The 22,856-nt window shown below is 61.0% G+C and carries 18 protein-coding genes and 2 riboswitches; of the genes, 6 read left to right on the top strand and 12 right to left on the bottom strand.

The features are described 5' to 3' along the window. Positions 1–39 precede the first annotated feature (39 nt). The 3 genes from QMK52_RS19970 (at position 40) to QMK52_RS19960 (ending at position 4,502) form a co-directional block, all read left to right on the top strand. Entirely contained in the window at positions 40–1,782 is a 1,743-nt protein-coding gene (locus QMK52_RS19970; protein WP_005788676.1) for a phosphoethanolamine transferase CptA, read from the top strand. A gap of 127 nt (positions 1,783–1,909) precedes the next feature. Next, on the top strand, positions 1,910–4,147 hold the full coding sequence (locus tag QMK52_RS19965; protein WP_320403290.1) for a TonB-dependent siderophore receptor: 2,238 nt from the start codon (positions 1,910–1,912) through the stop codon (positions 4,145–4,147). Between the two features lie 142 nt (positions 4,148–4,289). Further along, complete coding sequence (locus QMK52_RS19960; RefSeq protein ID WP_005788680.1) at positions 4,290–4,502, top strand: hypothetical protein; 213 nt, start codon at positions 4,290–4,292, stop codon at positions 4,500–4,502. Positions 4,503–4,600: 98 nt separating this feature from the next. Here the strand turns inward: QMK52_RS19960 and QMK52_RS19955 are convergent, their stop codons facing one another. The 8 genes from QMK52_RS19955 to QMK52_RS19920 form a co-directional block, all read right to left on the bottom strand. Further along, positions 4,601–5,095 carry a GNAT family N-acetyltransferase gene (locus tag QMK52_RS19955; protein ID WP_005788681.1) on the bottom strand — a complete coding sequence of 165 codons (495 nt, stop codon included), beginning with the start codon at positions 5,093–5,095 and terminating at the stop codon, positions 4,601–4,603. A gap of 165 nt (positions 5,096–5,260) precedes the next feature. Continuing rightward, positions 5,261–6,367, bottom strand: coding sequence for a cell division protein ZapE (gene zapE, locus QMK52_RS19950; protein ID WP_320403289.1), 1,107 nt, complete (start codon positions 6,365–6,367; stop codon positions 5,261–5,263). Between the two features lie 548 nt (positions 6,368–6,915). Then, entirely contained in the window at positions 6,916–9,573 is a 2,658-nt protein-coding gene (gene pepN, locus QMK52_RS19945) for an aminopeptidase N (RefSeq protein WP_320403288.1), read from the bottom strand. Positions 9,574–9,586: 13 nt separating this feature from the next. Beyond that, the gene (locus tag QMK52_RS19940; protein ID WP_005788687.1) at positions 9,587–10,417 is read right to left on the bottom strand and encodes a DUF2797 domain-containing protein; all 831 of its coding nucleotides are present in this window, start codon (positions 10,415–10,417) and stop codon (positions 9,587–9,589) included. Continuing rightward, entirely contained in the window at positions 10,414–10,674 is a 261-nt protein-coding gene (locus QMK52_RS19935) for a YeaC family protein (protein ID WP_005788688.1), read from the bottom strand. The genes QMK52_RS19940 and QMK52_RS19935 overlap by 4 nt, the downstream gene beginning before the upstream one ends. A 14-nt stretch (positions 10,675–10,688) precedes the next feature. Beyond that, positions 10,689–11,558 (bottom strand): rhomboid family intramembrane serine protease, encoded by an 870-nt coding sequence (locus QMK52_RS19930; protein WP_122734680.1) that lies wholly within the window; start codon positions 11,556–11,558, stop codon positions 10,689–10,691. After that, complete coding sequence (locus QMK52_RS19925; protein WP_164365996.1) at positions 11,555–12,529, bottom strand: metallophosphoesterase; 975 nt, start codon at positions 12,527–12,529, stop codon at positions 11,555–11,557. Before QMK52_RS19925 ends, QMK52_RS19930 begins: the two co-directional genes overlap by 4 nt. Then, entirely contained in the window at positions 12,526–13,416 is an 891-nt protein-coding gene (locus tag QMK52_RS19920; RefSeq protein ID WP_003217892.1) for an NAD(+) kinase, read from the bottom strand. Before QMK52_RS19920 ends, QMK52_RS19925 begins: the two co-directional genes overlap by 4 nt. Before the next feature lie 145 nt (positions 13,417–13,561). Between QMK52_RS19920 and QMK52_RS19915 the strand changes: the two genes are divergently transcribed. Further along, positions 13,562–14,509 carry a DUF1853 family protein gene (locus QMK52_RS19915; RefSeq protein WP_005788698.1) on the top strand — a complete coding sequence of 316 codons (948 nt, stop codon included), beginning with the start codon at positions 13,562–13,564 and terminating at the stop codon, positions 14,507–14,509. 129 nt (positions 14,510–14,638) lie between these two features. On the opposite strand, the gene QMK52_RS19910 is transcribed toward QMK52_RS19915, so the two are convergent. Genes QMK52_RS19910 through cobW form a run of 4 tightly spaced genes read right to left on the bottom strand, consistent with a single transcriptional unit; the run spans position 14,639 to position 21,118 of the window. Next, entirely contained in the window at positions 14,639–15,241 is a 603-nt protein-coding gene (locus QMK52_RS19910) for a vWA domain-containing protein (protein WP_194440682.1), read from the bottom strand. 53 nt (positions 15,242–15,294) lie between these two features. Beyond that, the gene (locus tag QMK52_RS19905) at positions 15,295–16,293 is read right to left on the bottom strand and encodes an ATP-binding protein (RefSeq protein ID WP_005788702.1); all 999 of its coding nucleotides are present in this window, start codon (positions 16,291–16,293) and stop codon (positions 15,295–15,297) included. Beyond that, positions 16,293–20,054 carry a cobaltochelatase subunit CobN gene (cobN, locus tag QMK52_RS19900; RefSeq protein ID WP_194438438.1) on the bottom strand — a complete coding sequence of 1,254 codons (3,762 nt, stop codon included), beginning with the start codon at positions 20,052–20,054 and terminating at the stop codon, positions 16,293–16,295. The genes QMK52_RS19905 and cobN overlap by 1 nt, the downstream gene beginning before the upstream one ends. 2 nt (positions 20,055–20,056) lie before the next feature. Further along, the gene (gene cobW / locus QMK52_RS19895; RefSeq protein WP_005788706.1) at positions 20,057–21,118 is read right to left on the bottom strand and encodes a cobalamin biosynthesis protein CobW; all 1,062 of its coding nucleotides are present in this window, start codon (positions 21,116–21,118) and stop codon (positions 20,057–20,059) included. A 91-nt stretch (positions 21,119–21,209) separates the two neighbouring features. After that, positions 21,210–21,410: riboswitch (cobalamin riboswitch) on the bottom strand. Between the two features lie 263 nt (positions 21,411–21,673). Between cobW and QMK52_RS19890 the strand changes: the two genes are divergently transcribed. Together QMK52_RS19890 and QMK52_RS19885 are read left to right on the top strand one after the other, a co-directional pair. Beyond that, entirely contained in the window at positions 21,674–22,243 is a 570-nt protein-coding gene (locus QMK52_RS19890; protein WP_194438439.1) for a hypothetical protein, read from the top strand. A gap of 116 nt (positions 22,244–22,359) precedes the next feature. After that, positions 22,360–22,564, top strand: a riboswitch (cobalamin riboswitch). Positions 22,565–22,660: 96 nt separating this feature from the next. After that, positions 22,661–22,849 (top strand): CbtB domain-containing protein, encoded by a 189-nt coding sequence (locus QMK52_RS19885; protein WP_005788708.1) that lies wholly within the window; start codon positions 22,661–22,663, stop codon positions 22,847–22,849. The last annotated feature ends 7 nt before the right edge of the window (positions 22,850–22,856 follow it).

The raw sequence follows: 22,856 nt of genomic DNA, 5'->3' as shown, positions 1-22,856 counted from the left end.
GCGACTCTGCGCGACGATCATTGACTGATGGGGCGCTGGATGGCGATGTTCAAACGCAGCACGACGACTGCGAAAGGCTTTGATTGGGCCGGCCTTGGTTGGCTATTCCTGTTTTTCTGGTATTTCTCGGGTATTACCCAGCTTCTTATCCAACTGACCGGCACGTCCGGCTTCAGTGGTTTCCGCCAGGCATTCTTCATGAGTGCACTGTGGCTGGCGCCGATGCTGCTGTTCCCGCGCAGGACACGCGTGCTTGCCGCCTTGATCGGTGTGGTGTTGTGGGCCTGTTCCATGGCCAGCCTAGGTTACTTCTTCATTTACCAGCAGGAGTTCTCCCAGAGCGTCATCTTCATCATGTTCGAGTCGAACATCTCCGAAGCGGGCGAATACGCGACCCAATATTTTGCCTGGTGGATCGTGCTGGCGTTCATAGCCCACACCGCCTTCGCCATCTTCCTCTGGACCCGCCTGCGCCCGGTGTACCTGCCTCGCGGCCAGTCGATCGTGGCGGCCATCGCCATTGTCCTGGCGGTTGTGGGCTACCCGCTGGTCAAGCAAATCGCCACCAGCGAAACCATGGAATTGGCCATTGATCGTTTCGAAACCCGTATCGAGCCTGCCGTGCCTTGGCAGATGATCGTCGCCTACCGTCGCTACACCGAACAGCTGGACAATATGCAGGGCATGCTCAACAGCGCCAGCCAGATCCCGCCGCTGAAAAACCTCAAGGACAGCATGGCCGGCCAACCGTCCACACTGGTACTGGTAATCGGCGAGTCCACCAACCGCCAGCGCATGAGCCTGTACGGTTATCCGCGCAACACCACGCCGGAACTGGACAAGCTGCGCGACCAGTTGGCCGTGTTCGATAACGTCATCACCCCGCGCCCCTATACCATTGAAGCGCTGCAACAGGTGCTGACCTTTGCCGACGAAGAAAACCCGGACCTGTACCTCAAGACGCCGTCGATTGTCAGCGTGATGAAGCAGGCCGGCTACAAGACCTTCTGGATCACCAACCAGCAGACCATGACCAAGCGCAACACCATGCTCACGACCTTTTCCGAACAGGCCGACGAGCAGGTGTACCTGAACAACAACCGCAACCAGAACGCCCGCCAGTACGACGGCGATGTGCTGGCGCCGTTTTCCAAGGCCCTGGCCGATACCGCCGAGCGCAAGTTCATCGTGGTGCACCTGCTGGGTACTCACATGAGCTACCAGTACCGTTACCCGCCGACGTTCGACAAGTTCACCGACCGCCAGGGCGTGCCGGCCGGCGTGAGCGACGCGCAGTTGCCGACTTACAACAGCTACGACAACGCGGTGCTGTACAACGACTTCGTGGTCTCCAGCCTGATCAAGGACTACGCCAAGACCGACCCCAACGGCTTTTTGCTGTACCTCTCGGACCACGGCGAAGATGTGTTCGACTCCGCCGGCCACGGCACCCTGGGCCGCAACGAAGGCAAGCCGACTGCACCGATGTACACCATCCCGTTCATGGCCTACGCCTCACCGAAGTGGCGCGAAAGCCACGACTGGAGTTTCGCCGGCGACCTGCAGCGGCCTTACAGCAGTTCGCAGTTGATCCACACCTGGGCCGACATGGCAGGCTTGAGTTTTGACGAACTGGACCACAGCAAGAGCCTGGTCAGTGACAGCTTCAAGCCTCGGCCCTTGTTGATCGGCAACCCTTACGAAACCAAGCAGAAGGCCCTGATCGACTTCAGCCTGATCAAGCCGAAGAAGGCCGATGGCGCCGAAGTGGTGGCGAAGTAATCAGGGGCCCGGCAACACAAAGATAACAATCATTCTCGTTTAAGCCTAAAGTTCCACACCTCCTTTCGTCTTTGAACCATGCCCTCCCACCCCGGGAGGGTTAGAAGACGACAAGGAGTCTGCCGCAATGTTCGCGCCTTTTACCCGTTCCATGACCTTCACCTTCGGGCTGTTCAGTCTTACGCTGAGCCCGGATCTGCTGGCTGAAATCGACCCCGGACAAGCCTCCAGCAAAGCCCTGGAGCTGGGCGCGACCACCATCAGCGCCGACGGCCTTGGGTCCACCACCGAGCACACCGGTGCCTACACCACCGGTTCGATGAATACCGCCACCCGCCTGAACCTTTCCATCAAGGAAACCCCGCAATCGATCTCGGTGATCACACGCCAGCAGATGGATGACTTCAACCTCAACACCTTGACCGAAGTGCTGCGCCAGACTACCGGCATCAACGTTCAACATAACGATTCGGACCGTGTCTACTACTCCTCCCGCGGTTACGGCATCAACAACTTCCAGGTTGATGGGATGCTCAACACATTCGGCTACATGAAGTCCGACGCCGACACCATCATCTACGACCGTATCGAAGTGGTACGCGGCGCCACGGGCCTGACCACTGGCGCGGGCGATCCTTCGGCCACCGTCAACATGGTGCGCAAGCGTCCTACTGCCCAATGGCAGGCACAGACCGGTGTGAGTGGCGCCAGCCATGACAACTACTACAGCTACATCGACGTAGGCGGGCCTTTGGCGTTCGACGGTAAGTTGCGCGGGCGTAGCGTCCTGGCCTACCGTGACAGCAAATCCTTTCGCGATAACTATGGGCTGCAGCGGGCAGTTGGCTACGGCATTCTCGAAGGTGACCTTTCAGACGATACGGTGCTGGCTGTAGGTTTTGATTACCAGGACAAACAGGTACAAGGCACCTCCTGGGGCACTGTGCCCTACTGGAACAGCCAGGGCGGCAAGGCCAGGTTGCCTCGCTCCACCAATATGGCGGCGCACTGGAGCTCCTGGCCGCTGACTGACAAGACCACCTTCGCCACCCTCGACCATCGGCTCGGCGGCGACTGGCATTTGAAGGCTGCCTATACCCATCGCCAGAGTGACACCGACGGCAAGGTCTACTACGGCGGCAGCGGTTTTCCCAATGCAGACCGCAGCGGCATGACGGCCTGGGCCAGTCATATGCGCGGTACGTCGCGAATGGAAGCCATCGACGTCAACCTGGCCGGCAGCTACACCCTGCTGGGCCGCGAACACGCTTTGATGATGGGCTATGGCGAGGCCGCCCAGCGGGACGTGTCGCCCTTTATGCGTAACGACCTGCCTGCCAGCTACTACCCCATCGAGGATTGGAAGCACATGGGCGATATCGGCAAGTTCGCCGACACCGTCACCGACCTCAAGGGCGAACACAGCAAAAAACAGCAGAAAGCCGGTTACCTCGCCACTCGACTGAGCCTTACAGACCGCTTGCACGCTGTGCTGGGTAGCCGCTACGGCAGTTGGGAGCTGGAAAGCGCCACGCCTGAATACAACGACAATGATCAACTGACGGCTGCCGGCAAAACACGCCAGACCCACAACGACATGTGGACACCCTACGCCGGGCTGCTCTATGACATCACCCCGCAGTACACCGTTTACGCAAGCTATACCGACATCTTCAAGCCGCAAGACAGGCGTGATATCAACAAGAAGTACCTGGAACCGGTGGTGGGCAGCAACTATGAGGTGGGGCTCAAGGGCAGCCTGCTCAATGAACGCCTGAACCTGGCAGCCGCCTATTTCTGGAGCACCCAGGACAATGTTGCAGAGCGCGATGACTCGGTCCCTCCCAACCCCGTCACTGGCGAGGAGTACTACAAGTCTGGCGGCAAGGGTAACAAGGTCAACGGCTTCGAATTGGAAGCCGCAGGCGAAATCCGGCCGGACTGGAACCTGACCGCCGGCTACACCTACACCCACTCGCTTAACGGTTCAGACAAACGTACCAATACCGGCCAGCCCTTGAACCTGTTGAAGGTCTCCAGCGCCTATCGCCTGCCGGGCGCATGGCGCAACCTCACCGTCGGTGGCGCGGTGAACTGGCAAAGCGAAATCTACGATTTCGGTAACCGGCCCACAGGCGCACGCAATAGCGAAGGTCGGCCGATAACCACGCGGGCGAAGATCACGCAACAGGGTTACACCGTGGTCAACCTGATGTCACGCTACCAGTTCGACGAACAGGTTTCCGCCTCGGTTAACGTTAACAATCTATTTGATAAAAAATATTACGAACGTGTCGGCTTTTATAATGGTGTGTATTGGGGTGACCCGCGATCTATCACGCTTGCATTGGACTGGAAGCTGTAGTCGCCTCCTGCGAAGTTAACAAAATCGTTAACTTCGCAGTGCCTGTCAGTTAATTCCCACTTAATAAGATAGCGCCATAGTCGCTCCATGATTCTGATCAAGGACCGGCCAGACACCTATCACTCTTAATGGGAATACCGCGATGAAAATCTCGACGTTGATGCTTGCCAGCCTGATGACCCTGACCTCCGCCGCTGCCTTCGCAGAGGGCGGTTCAGAGCGTTCGAAGGAGTTCTACAACAACTTCAGCTTCATTCAACAGCAAACTCACGGCACAGCAGAGCAACGAATGGCCTCTGCCGACGGAAAGACGTTGAAGGTCGATACCGTCAGCCAGGAACAACCGAACAGTTGATTTAATGCTTGGTTAATCCGTAATACCCTGCGCCATCCCGCTCCGTTGGCAAAGGTTTATTGGGCGCCATCTAATGGCGCCTTTTTTTCGCCAGTCGTTTATGACAGAGACTTGCTCCAAAACAACATACGACCATACTTTGGATCAAATACCGAATCATCGAACCCGAACTTGCGGTACGCCGATTGCGCCAGCTCATTGCCCTCAAGCACTTCCAGAGTAATCTTGCAGCAGCCCCTCTGGCGGGCGATTTCCTCGACCTTCTGCAGCATTTTCTGGCTCAAGCCCAAGCCACGAAACTGTTCCATCACCATCACATCGTGAACGTTGACCAGCGGGCGGCAAGCAAATGTCGAGAAGCCCTCAAAACAATTGACCAACCCCGCCGGTTCGCCACCGACAAACGCCAGCACGCTGAACGCATGAGGACGCTTGGCCAGTTCAGCCGGCAGTTGCTGCAACAGATCGGCTGACAAGGCGTGGCCGCCGCCCATCGGGTCTTGCGCATAGTGGTTGAGCAGCAAGCCGATGGCGTTGGCGTGCACCTCGTTGGTATAGCTGGCTTGCAGCACCAGAATGTCTGGGGTGTCCATTTCCTTCCTCGATAACGACAACCAGGGATTCGTTTCCCTTTGAGAGCCTCGATTGTAAGCGTGGAGTCGGCAGTAGATGAAGGAGATTAACTACAAATATCTGACGGAAATTGCGAAGGTTGCTTGCATCAAATCGTGCAAAAGGCCCTGGAGTGGGGATTTTTCCTAGACAGCAAAGCGCTGCAGTTGCATCTCTTGCAAGCGGCTCAGGGTGCGACGAAATGGAAACTCCAGGTAGCCTTCGGTGTACAGGCACTCCAAGGGCACCCGGGCCTCGATAAAGAGTGGCACCTTGCGGTCGTAGCATTCGTCCACCAAGGCGATAAAGCGCCGCACGCTGTCATCATGAACCGACAGCTGCGGCAATTGACGGTCCCCGGCCATCACCCGCTCGGCGCCGTCCTCGGTGCCACGGGCAATCCGCCCCGGGCGCTGTTGGGCGCTGAGGTTCGCAACCTCGCCCAGCAGGATGGCCTGGAAGCGGTCGCACAGCAGCATGAAGTCCATCGCGGCCAGGGGTTGCTCGCACAGATCGGCGTAACGACACCAGAGCACCGTGTCACTGGCCTGCACCGCCATAATGGAGCGGTACCCCACGCTCACCGCCCCGCTGCTCACGGCCTGGCCTTGGCTCAATTGCTTGAACACCGCAGCCAGTGCATTCGGTTGATCCACCCAATAGCGTTGCTGCCCCACCCCCGGATGCAGGCGATGATCTTCGCCACCGTCCACCGCCACCACTTGCATATGCTGCCGGAGCGCGTCGATCGCCGGCAGAAAACGCTCGCGATTGAAGCCATCGGCATACAACTGATCAGGCGGCTGGTTGGAGGTGCACACCATTACCACACCTTGCTCGAACATCACCTGGAACAGCCGCCCGAGGATGATCGCGTCGCCGATATCATTGACAAACAGTTCATCGAAGCACAGTACGCGCACTTCCTGGCTCAGCTCCTGAGCCAACGCCCGCAAAGGATCCTGGGTTCCGGTGAGCTGGAACAAGCGCTGATGCACCCACCCCATGAAGTGATGAAAATGCTGACGCCGCGCGGGCACACGCAGGCTTTGATGAAATTGATCCATCAGCCAGGTCTTGCCACGCCCCACCGGCCCCCACAGATAGACCCCGGCAACTGGCGAACGGCCTTGATGCAACCCCTCGTGACAGGCTTGCAAAGCCTGCACCGCCCGACGCTGGGCGTCGTCAGGGACGAAGCCTAGTTGGGCGATGGCGTGCTGGTAGGCAATGAGGGGCGAGTCGAACGTCATGCCGGATGCTCCGCGAACTAATGTGGGAGGGGGCTTGCCCCCGATGGCGGCCTAAGAGCCGACCGGGATGTTGGATCAGATCGAGTACATATCCGTTATCTGGGTAACGGCTGCTATTGGTTCCGCCCTTACGGCGGCTCACTTTTGAAAAGAGCCCAAAAGTAAGCAAAAGGCTCTTGCCCCACCACTCGGCACCTCGCCTAGGCTCGGTGTGCCCGTAATCCGACAGTGATTTGGGGGGCCGCCGCCACGCGCCATCCATGGCGCGGGGCGGCTAAACCGGCATCCCTGCCGGTTTACCCCCCAAATCCCTGTCGAATTCCGGCCAGCGTGGTTTAACGGGGCGCTTAAGATCAAAAGCAGATCAAGAGCGGCTCGCTTCGCATCGTGGTTACAGTAGGGGCTGCAAACTGCAGTTGTGTAGATACCTATGCCCCGATGAGGGAGTGTCAATCAATACATCTGTGACTGCACCACCACATCGCGAGCAAGTCGAATCGTCGCACCGCCCCTCCCACATTTTCCCCCGGAACATCAGCTAGAAAACGTTACGCCAGGCTCTTGCTGACCACCTCATACACATCGCTGGACAGCTCGCCACACGCGAGAATGCGCTCCAGCTCCGCCTTCATCAGCGCCTGGCGTGCGCTGTCATACTTGCGCCAGCGCGTCAGCGGCGCCAGTTGGCGCGAGGCAATCTGCGGGTTCAAGGTGTTGAGCTCGATCACCAGATCCGCCAGGAAGCGATAACCCGAGCCATCCGTCGCATGGAAGTTGACCAGATTCTGGCCTGCGAATGCGCCGATCAAGGCGCGCACCTTGTTCGGGTTCTTGATGGTGAACGCCGGGTGTTCCATCAACGCCTTGACCCGCGCCAGCCCGCCCGGCAACGTGCTGCCGGCCTGAACACTGAACCACTGGTCCATGACCAACGGGTTGTCCTTGAAGTTCTCGGCAAACACCGCCAGCGCCTGGGCTTTTTCCGCTTCGAACGGCGAGTTCACCAGCACCGCGAGGGCCGTCAGACGTTCGGTCATGTTATCGCTGGTGTCGAACTGATCCAGGGTCGCCGCCAATACTTGCGGCTTGCCGCTGAGCATCAGGTACGACAACGCGATGTTCTGCAGGGCACGGCGGGCAAAGTGCTCGGCCTCTGCCACGTACGGCGTTTGCTTGGACAGCTCACGATTGGCCTGGTAGCGCAGCCACAAGCCTTCGAACAGGTTCTCGGCCAGTTGCTTGCGGGCATATTCACGGGCCGCGTGGATCGCATCCACATCCGCCACTTCGCTGATTTCCGTCAGGTAGGCTTCACTTGGCAGCGAGAGCATTTCCGCGACCATGGCCTGGTCGAGACTTTCGTCGCTCAATACCGTGCGCAGTGCATCGATCAGGCGCTGGTCCAGCTTCAGCGGCTGGCCTGCCTGATGCTGGCCGATCAGTTCCTGCAACACCTGCACCGACAGCTGCTGGCCGGCATCCCAGCGGTTGAAGCCGTCGCTGTCGTGCTGCATCAGGAACATCAACTGATCGCGGTTATACGGGAAGCTCAATTTCACCGGCGCCGAGAACCCACGCAACAGCGAAGGCAAGGGCTTTTCAGCGACATCGACGAAGGTGAACGTCTGCTCGGCTTCAGTCACCGAGATCACGCGTGAGGTGCCTGCAGCTGTAGCCTCACCGGCCAGGCGCAAGTTGATTGCGGCGCCCTGCCCGTCCAGCAGGCCCAATTCCACCGGGATCACGAACGGCAGTTTTTCGACCTTGTCCGGCGTCGGCGGGCAGCTCTGGCGGAAGGTCAGGCTGTAGGTCCTGGCCGCCGCGTCGTAGGACTCGCTCACCGCCAAGCGTGGCGTACCCGCCTGGCTGTACCAGCGCTTGAACTGGCTGAGGTCGGCGCCATTGGCGTCTTCCATGGCCTTGATAAAGTCGTCGCAGGTCACGGCCTGACCGTCATGGCGTTCGAAGTACAGGTCACTGCCTTTGCGGAAGCCTTCGGCGCCGAGCAAGGTGTGGATCATGCCGACTACTTCCGAGCCCTTTTCGTAAACGGTCAGGGTGTAGAAGTTGGATATCTCGATAAAGCTGTCCGGGCGCACTGCGTGGGCCATAGGGCCAGCGTCTTCGGCGAACTGGTGCGTACGCAGATAGGCCACATCCTGAATGCGCTTGACCGTGGCCGAGTTCATGTCGGCGGAGAAGCCCGAATCACGGAACACGGTGAAGCCTTCCTTGAGCGACAACTGGAACCAGTCGCGGCAGGTCACGCGGTTGCCCGACCAGTTGTGGAAGTATTCGTGGGCGACGATGGCTTCGACGCGCTGGTGGGCGGCGTCGGTAGCGGTTTCGGCGCGGGCCAGCACGGCGCTGGAGTTGAAGATATTGAGGCCCTTGTTCTCCATGGCGCCCATGTTGAAATCGTTGACCGCCACGATCATGAAGATATCCAGGTCGTACTCGCGGCCGTAGGTTTCTTCGTCCCAGCGCATGGATTTCTTCAGGCTGGTCATGGCGTGCTGGCACTTGTCGATGTTTTCCGGCTCGACGTAGATGCGCAACGCGACTTCGCGATGGGTCATGGTGGTGAAGCTGTCTTCGACGCACCACAGGTCACCGGCCACCAGCGCAAACAGGTACGCCGGCTTCTTGAACGGATCTTCCCAGGTCGCCCAGTGCCGGCCGTCTTCGCCAGGGCCACTGGCAATCGGATTGCCGTTGGACAACAGCACCGGGTAGCTGTGCTGCTCGGCGATCACCGTGGTGGTGAACACGCTCATTACATCCGGGCGGTCGAGGTAGTAAGTGATCTTGCGAAAGCCCTCGGCCTCGCACTGGGTGCAGAACATACCGCTGGATTTGTACAAACCTTCCAGGGCAGTGTTGGTTTCCGGATGGATCTTGACCGTGGTGTCGAGGGTGAAGGTCTCACTCTTTGGCTGCACGGTCAGGTGGCTGTCGGTCAACTGGTAGTCAGCGTCCGTCAGCGGCTGGTCGGCCAGGTTGACGCTCAGCAGCTCAAGTTGCTGGCCGTCGAGTACCAATGGCGGCAAACCGGCGCCGCGCTCGGGGTTGCGGCGCATCACCAGCTGCGCGTGGACCAGGCTGTGGTCCTCGAACAACTCGAAGGTCAGGTGCGTCTCGTCGATCAGGTAGTCCGGCGCCTGATAGTCCTTAAGGTAAATCATCTTCGGTTGTTCAGTGCGCATGCTTGGGATCCTTCTACTGATGCACGGCGAGCTGGTAGGCCGTGTATTTACGAATGTTGATAACGCCGGTGTCGAAGATCAGGTATTGGCCCTTGATGCCCAGCAGCGTGCCTTCGGCGATCGGATTCTTGTCCAGGTTGAAGCTGACGATCTTGGTCGGATACTGCTCGACCGGGTAGCGGATTTCAATCGGCTCAATGTCGGCAATGGTTTGGATGGCTTGCAGGCCAAAGCGTTCCTGCAAACCCAGCAAGCCTTCGGCGCAGGAGGCGAACAGCTCATCGCGCACCTGCTTGAGGTCCACCGATTGTGCGTCACCCTTGAGCAAGGCGCGCCAGTTGGTCTTGTCGGCCACCTGGCTACGGAACAGGTCTTCGACGAAGCCGGACTGCTGGCGAGTCGACACGCGCATGATCGGCAATGCCTGGCTGGCCCCCTGATCCAGCCAGCGGGTGGGCAGCTGGGTGGCACGCGTGATGCCGACCTTGACCCCCGACGAATTGGCCAGGTACACCACGTGGTCGGTCATGCAGAATTTTTCGCCCCAGCCTGGATCACGGCAGGTACCTGCGTCGTAATGGCAACGCTCGGGGCTCATGATGCACAGGTCACACTGGGCCAGCTTGGTCATGCAGGGGTAGCAATAGCCCTGGCTGAAGCTGGTCTTGGTCTTGCGCCCGCAATGGCTGCAATGAATGGCGCCCAGGTACTCCAGGCGCACATGGGTGCCGATCATCGGATTGACCGGCACCTCGACATCGCCCAGGCGAAACGCATATTGAACAGTCGGCTCACCAAGTTGCGCCGACATTTTGCTGACTGCACCGCGACCAATTTCAATCAATGGATCGCATCCGACTTGAACAGGATGTTCGCCACCGGCTCCGACTTGGACGCGCACTCCTGCGGGCCCATGTAGCCGGTACGCTGCTCTTCGGGCAGGTTCTGGATCTCCCAGGCGATCATCGCTTGCAGGGACAATTCGCGCTGCTCGGCGGTGAGCTTGCGGCCATCGGACCATTTGCCGATTTCCACGGCGAGCTTGAGGCTTTCGTAGATATCGGGGGTGATGTTTTCGATCATTTCAGCAAAAGAGGACATTCGGCTCTTCCTTATCAAATAGACGATTTGCGACGGTTGTACAGCCCGCCGAGCAAACCGGTGAGGCAACCGATAACCAGGCCGCCGACATGGGCCGCGTTGGCGATTTGGCCGAAGCCGATCATCGAGACCAGCCCCGACAGGCAGAGCAGCAGCCACACCAGCATCATCACCAGCACCCCACGGGGCAGGCGATAGGCTGGGTTGGGTGACAATAGTTGAAAGATCCAGCAATGCCCGAGCAGGCCATACAACACACCGGACAAGCCACCGAACAGGCCAGGGCCGCCATAAGCGTATTGCGCGTAGTTGGAGACCAGGCTGAACAACAGGGTCAACCCCAGCAGGTTGATACTGCCCTGGCGCGCTTCGATGCGCCGGCCCAGCTCCCAGTACCACATGCCGTTCATGGCCAGGTGCAGGATGCCGAAGTGGATCAGCATCGGCGTGACCAATCGCCACCACTGCCCTGAAGCGAGCGTGTCGGCCAGCGGCGTGAACTGGATGTACTCGCCCAGCACCCGGAACGGCAGGAACGTCAGCCAGGCCATGGCTTGCAGGTTTTCGCCGAGCAACGTCACGGCACCGACGATGAGGCTGGCCAGCAACACCAGCGCGGTGACCGGGCTATGGCGTACTTGCTGGACAAAGCCTGGCCGAGCAACCGGTGCCTGTTCGGGAATATCCAGCTGCTGGTCCGGGTCGCCGGCAGGAAAGCGTTGATACAACACGCGCACGTCATCGCTGATGGTTTCAGGCACCCACAACACCTGCTCACCCGCCTCTTCACTGACGCGATGAGGCACCTGCATACGTTGCAGCAACTTGACGAACCCACCCAGATCAACACTCAGGGGCAGGCGCAATACAGCTACGGTACTCATGGAATGGCCTCGGGTCGCTCAACGTCAACCCATACAAATTTACGTGGATCCAGTTGGGTTTCCTGGTCGAGTCGATACGCCACCAGCTTGCCGTACAACACCGCGCTGTAGTCCAGGCAGGCCAGGTTCGGGCGGATCGGCGCCGGTTTGCCGCTGCGCCAGTAATGGCCGACGAACAACAACGGCTCGTCGACGCCGTAGCGCAGCAGGGAGTTCTTTTCGGTGGACGACAACGGCGTGCGCGCCACCGGCTCTGGCAAAGCGTCGGGCTGGAACACGATGTCACCGTAGGTCTTGGGGTCATCTTCCCAGAACTTGGTACGGAAGAACGACCGCGTCAAGCCATCGCCACCGGTCAGAGTCAGGCCATCGGGCAGACGCATATCAGTGCCGCGCAGCAAGCGGTCGAAGGCGTTGCAGGCAAAACTGCCCGGTACGGCTGCGGCTTGCAGGAAGTGCTGGTCGATGCAGCCATCCGGGAAGGTGGCGCGCAATGGCTGGATGAAGCCTTCATCCCAGCACGCGTGCACCACGCGAAAACGCCCGGCGTCGACAAACAGCGGCATGTCGTAGAACCAGCCGAGGAAGTCGTGCCAGTCGGCCGGGTGGTGCTCGAACTGGGTCAGGGTCTCTTGGATCAACCGCGCATGACGTGGGTTGTGCTCGCGCACGAACTGCCTGCCGCTGCCGGGTGGTGCCGGGGTGGTCCAGCCCAGCGCATTGAACTCATGGTTGCCCATGATGCACAGCGCCTGCCCGGCCACGGTCATATCGTGGACGATATGCAGCGCCTCGCGGATGCGTGGGCCACGGTCGATGATATCGCCCAGGAACACCGCCATGCGCGACGGATGGCGCCAGGTGCCGCCCTGCTTGTGGTAACCCAATTGGTCGAGCAAGTGCTCAAGGGTATGAGCGCAACCGTGCACGTCACCAATCAGGTCGTAGCTACGCGCGGGATCGAGCATCAGTCGCCCCCACCCCCCAAGCGGCTGCCCCAGCCCAACTTGGTACGGCACACTTCGTAGTAGTTGTGATCCAGCGGGTGGATCAAGCGCAACTTCTGTGCCTTCTTGCTCACGGTGATGGTGTCACCGGGGGCGCAGGTGAAATGGTTCTGCCCGTCGCAGGAGACTTGCGGGTAGATCTGCATGTCTTTGGACACCACGATTTTCAGCTCACTGTTGCCATCGACCACAATCGGTCGACTGGACAACATATGGGGGTACATCGGCACGATCACAATGGCATCAAGCTTGGGGTGCATGATCGGGCCACCGGCCGATAGCGCATACGCGGTGGAGCCGGTAGGCGTGGCGACAATCAGGCCGTCGGCCTTCTGGCTGCACACGAACTGGCCGTCGATATACAGCTCGAACTCGATCATCCGCGTGGATTTGCCCGGGTGCAGCACCACATCGTTGAGGGCGTCGCCCTGGCCGATCGCCTCGCCATGGCGGCGCACTTCGGCTTGCAGCAGGAAGCGGTTTTCCACCAGGTAATGGCCGTCGAGCACCTTGGCCACTTCGACTTCCAGCTCATCGGGGCGGATGTCGGTCAGAAACCCCAGGCTGCCGCGGTTGATCCCCAGCACCGGCACGTTATGCCGCGCCAGCGCCCGGGCGGCACCGAGCAGGCTGCCATCGCCGCCGACCACGATGACCATGTCGCAGACCTCGCCGAGCATCTTGCGCGACGAGGTCTGCAGGCCGTGGCCCGGGAGGATTTCGGCGATGGTGTCTTCGAGGATCACATGCAGGTGGCGCTCGAGCAGAAACTTCTTCAGCCGGCGGACGGTGTCCAACACCTGGGTACTGCCCAGGCGACCGATAATGCCGATATTGCGAAATTGCTCCATGGGGCTCCTGCGGGATTTGGGGTGCGGCAAAAAAGAACGATTATGGGCGAAAGGCCGCCTCAGGCAAAATCCTTTGTCGCCGCCGCGCCTTGATGACAATGGTTCTCAGGCACCTTCACCCGGCTGAAAAGGCTATGCTCGGACCATGACCGTGTTCCCTGACTTGCACAACTTGCCTCGCCAATTGCGCCACCCCGAGGTGCGCGACCTGGCGTGGGTGATCCTCGCCCCGCCCATGCTGGCGCAAACGCCGTGGCCGCAGCGCCACCCGCTGGCCGGCAGTGACTGGGTGCAGGCGCCACACCGGCTTGAGCATTGGCTGCGTGCGCTTGATCAGGACAGCAGCGCCCTGCAGCAGTGGCTCAGCCTCTCGCGCACACGGCGCCTGGGCCTCTATTACGAGCGCCTTTGGCAGTTTGCCGTGCAGCACGCGCCGGGTGTGGAATTGCTGGCCGCCAACCTGCCGATCCGCCGCGCCGGGCATACCCTGGGCGAACTGGACATGCTGTTGCGCGACCGCGATGGCGTGCACCATCTGGAACTGGCGATCAAACTCTATCTTGGCCCACAGGACGGCAATGGCCAGGACACCGCGCAATGGCTCGGCCCGGGCTGCCATGACCGGCTGGACCGCAAGCTGGCGCACCTGGCCGAACATCAACTGCCGATTTCTGCACGGGCCGAGAGCCGCGACGCCTTGGCGGCGCTGGATATCCAGGTGTTCGATGCGCATTTGTGGCTGGGCGGTTATCTGCTCTATCCCTGGCCTGGCACGGCGCAACCCCCAATCGGCGCCCACCCGCAGCATCTGCGTGGATGCTGGTTGCATCAGCGTGACTGGTCGGATTTTGTCAGCACCCGCCCGCCCGGCCACTGGCAACCCCTGCCCCGCCACGCCTGGTTGGCACCTGCGCATTACACGGCGGATCAAGTGTGGAGTGAAGCGCAGATGCAAAGCTGGCTGAAGGACCTGGATCCGATGGCACCGGCGCAGTTACTGGTGCGAATGGTGCACAGCGGTGAGGATTGGGAAGAAGCCGAGCGGCTGTTTCTGGTGGCGGATCTTTGGCCGAATGTGCCGGGGGCAGGCTGATAGATCCTCGGTGTATTCAAGGCAGCCATCGGGAGCAAGTCGAATCGTCGCACCGCCCCTCCCACAGGTAGTGCTGCGGCGCACTGAAAAATGTGGGAGGGCTTGCTCCCGATGGCGACTGCCCAGGCACTACAACGCATCAATATGCTGATAATCCAACTGCAACCCCATCGCCAACTCCTGAGCCCGCCCCAACCGGATCGGCCCGCGCTCAATGTCTACCAGTAACCCCGGGCACTCCAACGGCGGCAACCCATCAATGGCTTTGAGCCGACCATCAGTGATCACCAGCAATCGCTGTTGCTGCGCCGGGTAACGCTTGCGCCGCGCTTTGAGCCACTGCCCGGCCTCGCTCAAGGCGGCGAGCAGCGGCGTACCGCCACCGGCGCCTAACTGCTCCAGCCAACCCGTCAAGCCCTTCGCCGCCTTCAAACCTTGCACCTGCCACCTCGGCGATGCCCCGCTGGCCGTCAACAGCGCCATGCGCGCCCGTTGCCGATAAGCGTCGTCGAACAGCTGAGCCAACAAACCCTTGGCATCGGTCAACGCCCGATGGCGCCGGGTGGACGCCGAGGCATCGACGATTACCAACCACAGTTCCGGCGCCGAACGGCTACGCAGGTGGAACAGCAGGTCATCACGGCATTGTGGCCGTCCACCGAGCAACGTACCCGGCCAATTGATCCTGCCGTTCTGTGCGCTGCGCGCCGTGCCCTGCCTGCCGTTGTCCAGCCGCCCCGCCTGGGGCCGGGCATCCGCCCCCGCGTCAGGTCGGGGGCGAATGCCTAGGGCTTTTTTGGCCAGGCCGGCACATCGCGGCGGGCGCCCGTGGGCAAGGCCGGCGCAGGCATATCGCCCCATTGGCCCTGCCCGGGCGAGCTTTCAGACGGTTTTGATGACTGTCCTTGATTCGGCGGTGCGGCCGGGGGCGTTTGCTGCTGACGACGGTGGCGCAAGGCAAACTCGGCCACCGCTTCAATGTCTTGCTCGGCAATGGCTGACGCGCCTCGCCACGCCGCATGGGCCCGGGCGCCACGCAGCCAGACCAGGTCGGCGCGCATACCGTCCACGCCTGCGGCAAAGCAACGTTCGGTAATCTGTGCCAACGCGTGATCGTCCAGGTCGATGCTGTCGAGTCGCGCCCGCGCCTGCGTGCAGCGTTCGCGCAACTCGGCTTGCGGCGCGGCCCACTGCGCGCAGAAGGCCGCCGGATCACTGTCGAAATCCAGGCGACGACGAATGATCTGCCCACGTTCGGCGGGCAAGGTCTGCCCGCTCAGCGCCACATTGAAACCAAAGCGGTCGAGCAACTGCGGGCGCAACTCGCCCTCTTCCGGGTTCATGGTGCCGATCAGCACAAAGCGCGCCGAATGCCGATGGGAAATACCGTCGCGCTCGATCAGGTTGGTGCCGCTGGCGGCCACGTCCAACAGCAGGTCCACCAAATGGTCGGCCAGCAAGTTGACTTCATCCACATACAGCACGCCGCCGTCAGCCTTGGCCAACACGCCGGGGGAAAATTGTGCACGACCTTCACCCAGTGCGGCATCCAGGTCCAAGGTGCCGACCAGGCGTTCCTCGGTCGCGCCCAGGGGCAAAGTTACGAACTGGCCGCTGGCAAGGAGGTCCGCCAGCCCACGAGCCAGGGTCGACTTGGCCATGCCCCGCGGACCTTCGATCAGCACGCCGCCGATGCGGGGGTCGATGGCGGTCAGGCACAGCGCCAGTTTCAGGTCGTCAGCACCGACCACGGCGGACAGCGGAAAATGGGGAATCTCGGTCATCAGCTGTCTTCTTCTATATCCAGCAAGAGGTTTTCCAGTGCTTCGCGATAAGCCCCCGGCGCCTGCCACATGCCCCGCTGCTGGGCTTCGAGCATACGCTCGGTCATGTCGCGCAGGGCATCGGGGTTGTGCTGCTGCACAAACGCCCGGGTGTCAGGGTCCAGCAGGTAGGCATCGGCCAGCAGTGCATATTGATGATCGTCGATCAACGCGGTGGTGGCGTCGAAAGCGAACAGGTTGTCCACGGTCGCGGCCATTTCAAACGCGCCTTTGTAGCCATGGCGTTTCACGCCTTCGATCCACTTGGGGTTGGCAGCGCGGGCGCGGATCACCCGGTTCAGCTCTTCCTTCAAGGTGCGGATTCTGGGCAAGTCCGGCTGGCTATGGTCGCCATGATAACTGGCGGCCTTGTCACCGCTCAGGGTTTCCACGGCGGCGAGCATACCGCCCTGGAATTGGTAGTAATCATTGGAATCGAGCAAGTCGTGCTCGCGGTTGTCCTGGTTCTGCAACACCGCCTGCACTTGGCTCAGGCGCTGGGCAAACTGCTCGCGGGCGGCGGTGCCTTCATCGGAGCCCCCGTAGGCATAGCCGCCCCAGTTGAGGTAGACCTCGGCCAAGTCCTCGCGGCTCTGCCACAGGCGCCCGTCAACCGCGCCCTGCACGCCCGCGCCATAGGCACCCGGTTTGGCGCCGAAGATGCGCCAGCCGGCCTGCTTGGCCGCAGCCTCTGCATCCAGGCCCGACTCAACCAGCGCCTGGCGCTCGCTGCGCACCTTGGCGGCCAGCGGGTTCATGTCGTCCGGTTCATCCAGGGCCGCCACCGCCTGCACCGCTGCGTCGAACAGGCGGATCAGGTTGGCGAAGGCATCGCGGAAGAAGCCGGATACGCGCAGGGTCACGTCGACACGCGGGCGATCCAGCAGGCTGATCGGCAGGATTTCAAAATCGTCGACCCGCTGGCTGCCGGTGGCCCATACCGGGCGCACGCCCATCAGCGCCATGGCCTGGGCGATATCATCACCGCCGGTGCGCATGGTGGCTGTGCCCCAAACCGACAAGCCCAACTGACGCAAGTGGTCGCCATGGTCTTGCAGGTGACGTTCGAGAATCAGGTTGGCCGATTGGAAACCGATGCGCCAGGCCGTGGTGGTTGGCAGGTTGCGTACGTCCACGGTAAAGAAGTTACGCCCGGTCGGCAGCACATCCAGGCGCCCGCGACTGGGCGCACCGCTGGGCCCTGCCGGAACGAAGCGCCCGCTCAAGGCATCGAGCAGGCCGCGCATTTCCGCCGGGCCGCAGGCGTCCAGGCGCGGCGCCACCACAATGCGCAGGCTTTCGACGACCGACTTGACGTCCTCCCAGCCAGGCTCTTCCAACTGCTCGACAGGGCCTTCCAGCGCCTGCTCGATCAAGCGCGCCGCGTAGAGCTCCAGGCGTTCGCGGGTATCGCCAGCGGTGCGCCACAACTGCCCGTCAATCTTTTGCAGTACCAACGGGCGCCGCCCCGTCCATGGCTCGGCCAAGGCGCAATCGAGCGGATCGAAGCCCAGCTCGAAGGCCTTGGCCAGCACCCGCAGCAGGCTAGATTGCGGGCCACGGCCATCGCCACGGGGAATGCGCAGCAACGCCAGCAAGGTGTCGATGCGCAGGCGGCCCTCGGGGGATTCGCCAAAGATATGCAGGCCGTCGCGGATCTGCGACTCCTTCAAATCACACAGGTAGGTGTCCAGGCGCGGCAACCAGATGTCGGCGTCAGTCTCGCTGTCCAGCTCCAGCTCCTGGTCGATGCGGGTTTCGCGCACCAGTTTGAGAATGTCTTTTTGCAGCTCAAGCGCGCGGCGCGGGTCGAGCAATTGCGCCTCGTAATACTCGTCGGCCAACAACTCAAGGTTACGCAACGGGCCGTAGGTTTCGGCGCGGGTCAACGGCGGCATCAAGTGGTCGATGATCACCGCCTGGGTGCGCCGCTTGGCCTGGGCGCCCTCGCCCGGGTCGTTGACGATAAACGGGTAGATATTGGGCAGCGGCCCCAGCAATGCATCCGGCCAGCAGTTTTCCGACAGACCCACGCCCTTGCCCGGCAACCACTCCAGGTTACCGTGCTTGCCCACATGAATCACGCCGTGTGCGCCGTAGGTGTGACGCAGCCAGAAATAGAACGCCAGGTACCCATGGGGCGGCACCAGGTCCGGGTCGTGGTACACGGCGCTCGCGTCCACCTGGTAACCCCGGGCCGGCTGGATGCCGACGAAGGTCAGGCCCAGGCGCAGGCCGGCGATCATCATGCGGCCGTCGCGGAACATCGGATCGTTTTGTGGAGCGCCCCAACGTTCCAGCACGGCCTGGCGATTGGACTCGGGCAGTCGATCGAACAACGCCTGGTACTCGGCCAGGCCCAGGCTTTGATGGCACGGGCGCTGGTCAAGGCTGTCGAGGTCGTTAGTGACACCGCCGAGCAGCTCGTGGATCAGTGCGGTGCCGCTGTCCGCAAGCGCCGGCGCCACCGGATAGCCTTCAACCTGCAAGGCCCGCAGGATATTCAGCGCCGCTGCTGGCGTGTCCAGGCCCACACCGTTACCGATGCGACCGTCACGGGTCGGGTAGTTGGCGAGGATCAAGGCGATGCGTTTGTCGGCATTCGGCACCCGGGCCAAGTCAACCCAACGCCGCGCCAGTTCAGCGACAAAATCCATGCGCTCGGGCGCTGCGCGGTAGCACACCACGTCAGACTGGCTGCGCTCGCTGCGCCAGGCCAGGTCCTTGAAGCTGATCGGCCGGCTGATGATGCGCCCATCCAGCTCGGGCAAGGCAATATGCATGGCCAGATCGCGAGGGCCGAGCCCCTGCTCGCTGGCTTCCCAGCCGGGCTGGTTATCCTGGGCGCAGATCGCCTGGATCACCGGGACGTTGCGCCGAAACGGTCGCAGATGCGGCGCTTCGGGGCTGGATTGGGCAAAGCCTGTGGTGTTGAGGATCACCGCGACTTGCACGTCGTCCAACAGGTCCTCGACCACCGTGAGGCAACCGGGCTCTTTCAAACTGGCCACTGCGATGGGCAACGGGTTCAGGCCCGCTGCCTGCAAGCGCTGGCAGAACACATCGATAAATCCGGTATTGGCCGCCTGCAAGTGGGAGCGGTAGAACAACACCGCGGCCACGGGGAAGTCGGCGCGCCAATCCGCCTGCCAGTCATTGAGGCGGGCATTGGCTTTGTGCGGGTGATAGATCGCCGTACGCGGCAAGGTTTGTGGCTCGGCCCAGGCATAGTCGCGGCCCAGATGGGCGCTGGCCAGGCAGTGATAAAAGTCCAACGCATTGCCCAGGCCACCCTGGCGCAAAAAGTGCCACAGACGCTCGCGCTGTGCAGCAGCGACGGTGCTCAGGCCGCTGAGTTCCGGGTCTGGACGATCATCCCCCGGCACCAGGATCAACGTGACGCCACGCTCGGCCAGCTCTACCAGACGCTCGATGCCGTAGCGCCAATAACCAATGCCGCCATGCAAGGAAATCAGGATGACCTTGGCGTGACGCAACACCTCATCGACGTACAGGTCGACCGAGGCGTGGTTCTGCACCTGCATCGGGTTGGCCAGGCGCAGGCTGGGGTAATCCTCGGGCAACTGCTGGGCGGCTTCGGCCAGCAGCGCCAGGCTGGAGTCACCGCTGCACAGGATCACCAGCTCGGCGGGGGTTTGCCCAAGGTCGGCAATATTGTCGTCCGCGACGAAACCACCGGGTTGGGTCCTGAGCAGGTGCATGGTTAAACGCTGAGGGCAGCGCGCAATTGCGCTTCAAGGCCAGCGGCGTCCAGCTCCTGACCGATCAGCACCAGGCGCGTGATACGCGCTTCATCGGCCCCCCAGGCACGGTCGAAGTGCTTGTCAAAGCGCGTGCCCACGCCCTGGATCAGCAGGCGCATCGGCTTGTTCGGGATAGCAGCAAAGCCTTTGACGCGCAAAATGCCGTGTTGCACCACCAATTGGGTCAGTGCGTCCAGCAACAGTGCTTCGTCGGCTTGAGGCAAGTCGATGGAGATGGAGTCGAAAGCATCGTGATCGTGGTCGTCTTCGCCTTCATGGTGATGATCGTGATGACTGTGGCGAGCGTCGATATGCTCTTCGGAGCCGGCACCCAGGCCGATCAGCACGTCCAATGGCAGGCGACCGCTGCTGGCTTCGATGATCTTGACCGCCGGCGGCAGCTCTTCGGCCACTTCCCGGCGCACGCGGGCCAGGTCTTCGGTGCTGATCAGGTCGGCTTTGTTGAGGATCACCAGGTCGGCGCTGGCCAGTTGGTCGGCGAACAGCTCGTGCAACGGCGACTCGTGGTCCAGGTTCGGGTCCAGTTTGCGCTGGGCGTCGACTTGATCCGGGAACGCAGCGAAAGTGCCGGCGGCCACGGCCGGGCTGTCGACCACGGTGATTACCGCGTCAACCGTGCAGGCGCTACGGATTTCCGGCCACTGGAAGGCTTGCACCAGGGGTTTGGGCAAAGCCAGGCCAGAGGTTTCGATGAGAATATGGTCAAGGTCGCCACGACGGGCCACCAGCTCACGCATTACTGGGAAGAACTCTTCCTGAACCGTGCAGCACAGGCAGCCGTTGGCCAGTTCGTACACGCGGCCGTTGGCTTCTTCTTCGGTACACCCGATGGAGCATTGCTTGAGGATTTCGCCGTCAATGCCCAGCTCGCCAAACTCGTTGACGATCACGGCTATGCGACGGCCCTGGGCGTTATCGAGCATGTGGCGCAGCAACGTGGTCTTGCCCGAGCCGAGGAAGCCGGTAACGATGGTGACGGGGAGTTTGGCCAGTGTTTTCATCGGATGCCCTTTGGGGCGGGCATACGGGACGACAGGCCCTGCGGCACGCGCAGCAGCGGATTTCGTCACCGGATCACCCCGCCCGGTTGAATTGGAAAATCAGTGACGAGGCAGGTCTCCTGGCTTGGGGCGTGCAGGTCTTGTGACCAACGCTGACTGCGCCTTCCCGCCGTCTCGGCAGTGGCGTGGCAATCAACTGAACCCTTCACAGTTGCGGGGGCAGCCGCGGCTTGAACCGCGTTCCCTTCTTAGCTTCGGCCTGAGCCGAAGAACCTCGAGGGTGCAAGGCTACGCAGTGCAACGGAGCGGGTCAATGTCGCGCCGCCTAAAGCATAAACATACCCAGCCTGTGCCTTAACCAACTCAGTCTTTGTAAGGCTTGCGCCGATCCCGCAAAAGCGCCTGCAATATGATGTCATATTCAATACGGAACGGTCGCGCAGAACGACACCACGCAGCAGTGCTCATTTCATACAGACACTCCTGCCATTTCGCAATTAGCGAAGTGTTTTTGAAATGTGGCGAATTTTAATCCATTGGCTTCAGGAATGAATCATGCTGATATCGACTTCTAACGCGCCCACTCCCTTCGCTCTTTTTAACGATACAGGTGCAATCAATAACAAACCGCGAGTCAGTACTGACGCTGTTGAGCGTGCGCCGCAGAGTTCCCTGGCCAGCCCTCCGGCCGCACTGAACAATCATAGTAATCTGCCGCGATTCAAACGATCAGAGCCGCTTTTGAGCAGCCTTGTGGAACAGCCCACCAGCGCCCGCCCTAAGGTAGTCCATTACCAACAGGACGCTGTGATGAATAAGATAAAGCAGCACTTTCGTGAGTACGCCGCAGGCGAAAATGACCGTTTTGTAAACGTTAACGAATTGAAAGAAGCGGCAGGTCAGGTGCCAAGCACCAGAACTTTTTCCGCCGAGGCAACCTTGTATGCCAAGATACTCCTGCAAAACCCTCGGGCACTTCGTGAGCTAGATATCGGTATTGGTGACAATGGCAGGCCCGGCGCAGAAGATGGAAGATTCGATATTGCAAACATCAATCACATGCTAACAAAGCCCACTTTCATGGGGCAGCACCATACCGTTTTGCTGCGTTATAGACCCAACTAATTAATCTGGTCAAGTTACACAGTCGGCGATGTTTGACACTTGATCGCAAGGCTTCGACAGGCAAGGGGTGTTCGTCAAGACGCATCAATTTGACGTACATCACTGCGTCATGCTCTCCTACACATCTTGTTTCGGGTGCCCTTCACAGGGTGAAACGGGAAACCGGTGAGTCGATGCGTCGACGAGTCCGGTGCTGCCCCCGCAACGGTAAGCGAGCGAAGTGTCACAGCCACTGTGCAAATGCATGGGAAGGCGACGCTTTCAGGACGTTCAAAAGTCCCCTCGCAAGCCCGGAGACCGGCCCGAAAAAATCAGATAACAAACCCGCGGTGGGCGGGCGCTGTTCAGAACCCTGCGAGCCTGGCTCGCGGGGTTTTCATGCGCTCGTTTCACCCTGACACCTGAAAGGGACGCGCCATGTCGATCATCAGCAGCACTTCGCCCTCCGCCAGCAGCACTGCCACCTTGAGCCAACGCCTGACCGCCGCCATCGGTGCGTCAATCCTTGGCGCGTGCCTGGTGTATTTCGCCGGTTTCTCCCATATCGAAGCCGTGCACAACGCGGCCCACGATACCCGCCATAGCGCCGCGTTCCCGTGCCACTGAGACCTGC

Origin of the sequence: Pseudomonas sp. P9_2 (genome assembly GCF_034008255.1) — a bacterium.
Taxonomy (GTDB): Bacteria; Pseudomonadota; Gammaproteobacteria; order Pseudomonadales; family Pseudomonadaceae; genus Aquipseudomonas; species Aquipseudomonas synxantha_A.
This window is presented reverse-complemented; position numbering and strand designations above follow the sequence as displayed.

What these genes read in the sequence shown, in the direction of transcription:
- QMK52_RS19970 (WP_005788676.1), top strand. Translation starts at nt 40, where the DNA reads ATGGCGATGTTCAAACGCAGCACGACGACTGCGAAAGGCTTTGATTGG.
- QMK52_RS19965 (WP_320403290.1), top strand. Translation starts at nt 1,910, where the DNA reads ATGTTCGCGCCTTTTACCCGTTCCATGACCTTCACCTTCGGGCTGTTC.
- QMK52_RS19960 (WP_005788680.1), top strand. Translation starts at nt 4,290, where the DNA reads ATGAAAATCTCGACGTTGATGCTTGCCAGCCTGATGACCCTGACCTCC.
- QMK52_RS19955 (WP_005788681.1), bottom strand. Translation starts at nt 5,095, where the DNA reads ATGGACACCCCAGACATTCTGGTGCTGCAAGCCAGCTATACCAACGAG.
- zapE (WP_320403289.1), bottom strand. Translation starts at nt 6,367, where the DNA reads ATGACGTTCGACTCGCCCCTCATTGCCTACCAGCACGCCATCGCCCAA.
- pepN (WP_320403288.1), bottom strand. Translation starts at nt 9,573, where the DNA reads ATGCGCACTGAACAACCGAAGATGATTTACCTTAAGGACTATCAGGCG.
- QMK52_RS19935 (WP_005788688.1), bottom strand. Translation starts at nt 10,674, where the DNA reads ATGTCCTCTTTTGCTGAAATGATCGAAAACATCACCCCCGATATCTAC.
- QMK52_RS19930 (WP_122734680.1), bottom strand. Translation starts at nt 11,558, where the DNA reads ATGAGTACCGTAGCTGTATTGCGCCTGCCCCTGAGTGTTGATCTGGGT.
- QMK52_RS19920 (WP_003217892.1), bottom strand. Translation starts at nt 13,416, where the DNA reads ATGGAGCAATTTCGCAATATCGGCATTATCGGTCGCCTGGGCAGTACC.
- QMK52_RS19915 (WP_005788698.1), top strand. Translation starts at nt 13,562, where the DNA reads ATGACCGTGTTCCCTGACTTGCACAACTTGCCTCGCCAATTGCGCCAC.
- QMK52_RS19905 (WP_005788702.1), bottom strand. Translation starts at nt 16,293, where the DNA reads ATGACCGAGATTCCCCATTTTCCGCTGTCCGCCGTGGTCGGTGCTGAC.
- cobN (WP_194438438.1), bottom strand. Translation starts at nt 20,054, where the DNA reads ATGCACCTGCTCAGGACCCAACCCGGTGGTTTCGTCGCGGACGACAAT.
- cobW (WP_005788706.1), bottom strand. Translation starts at nt 21,118, where the DNA reads ATGAAAACACTGGCCAAACTCCCCGTCACCATCGTTACCGGCTTCCTC.
- QMK52_RS19890 (WP_194438439.1), top strand. Translation starts at nt 21,674, where the DNA reads ATGCTGATATCGACTTCTAACGCGCCCACTCCCTTCGCTCTTTTTAAC.
- QMK52_RS19885 (WP_005788708.1), top strand. Translation starts at nt 22,661, where the DNA reads ATGTCGATCATCAGCAGCACTTCGCCCTCCGCCAGCAGCACTGCCACC.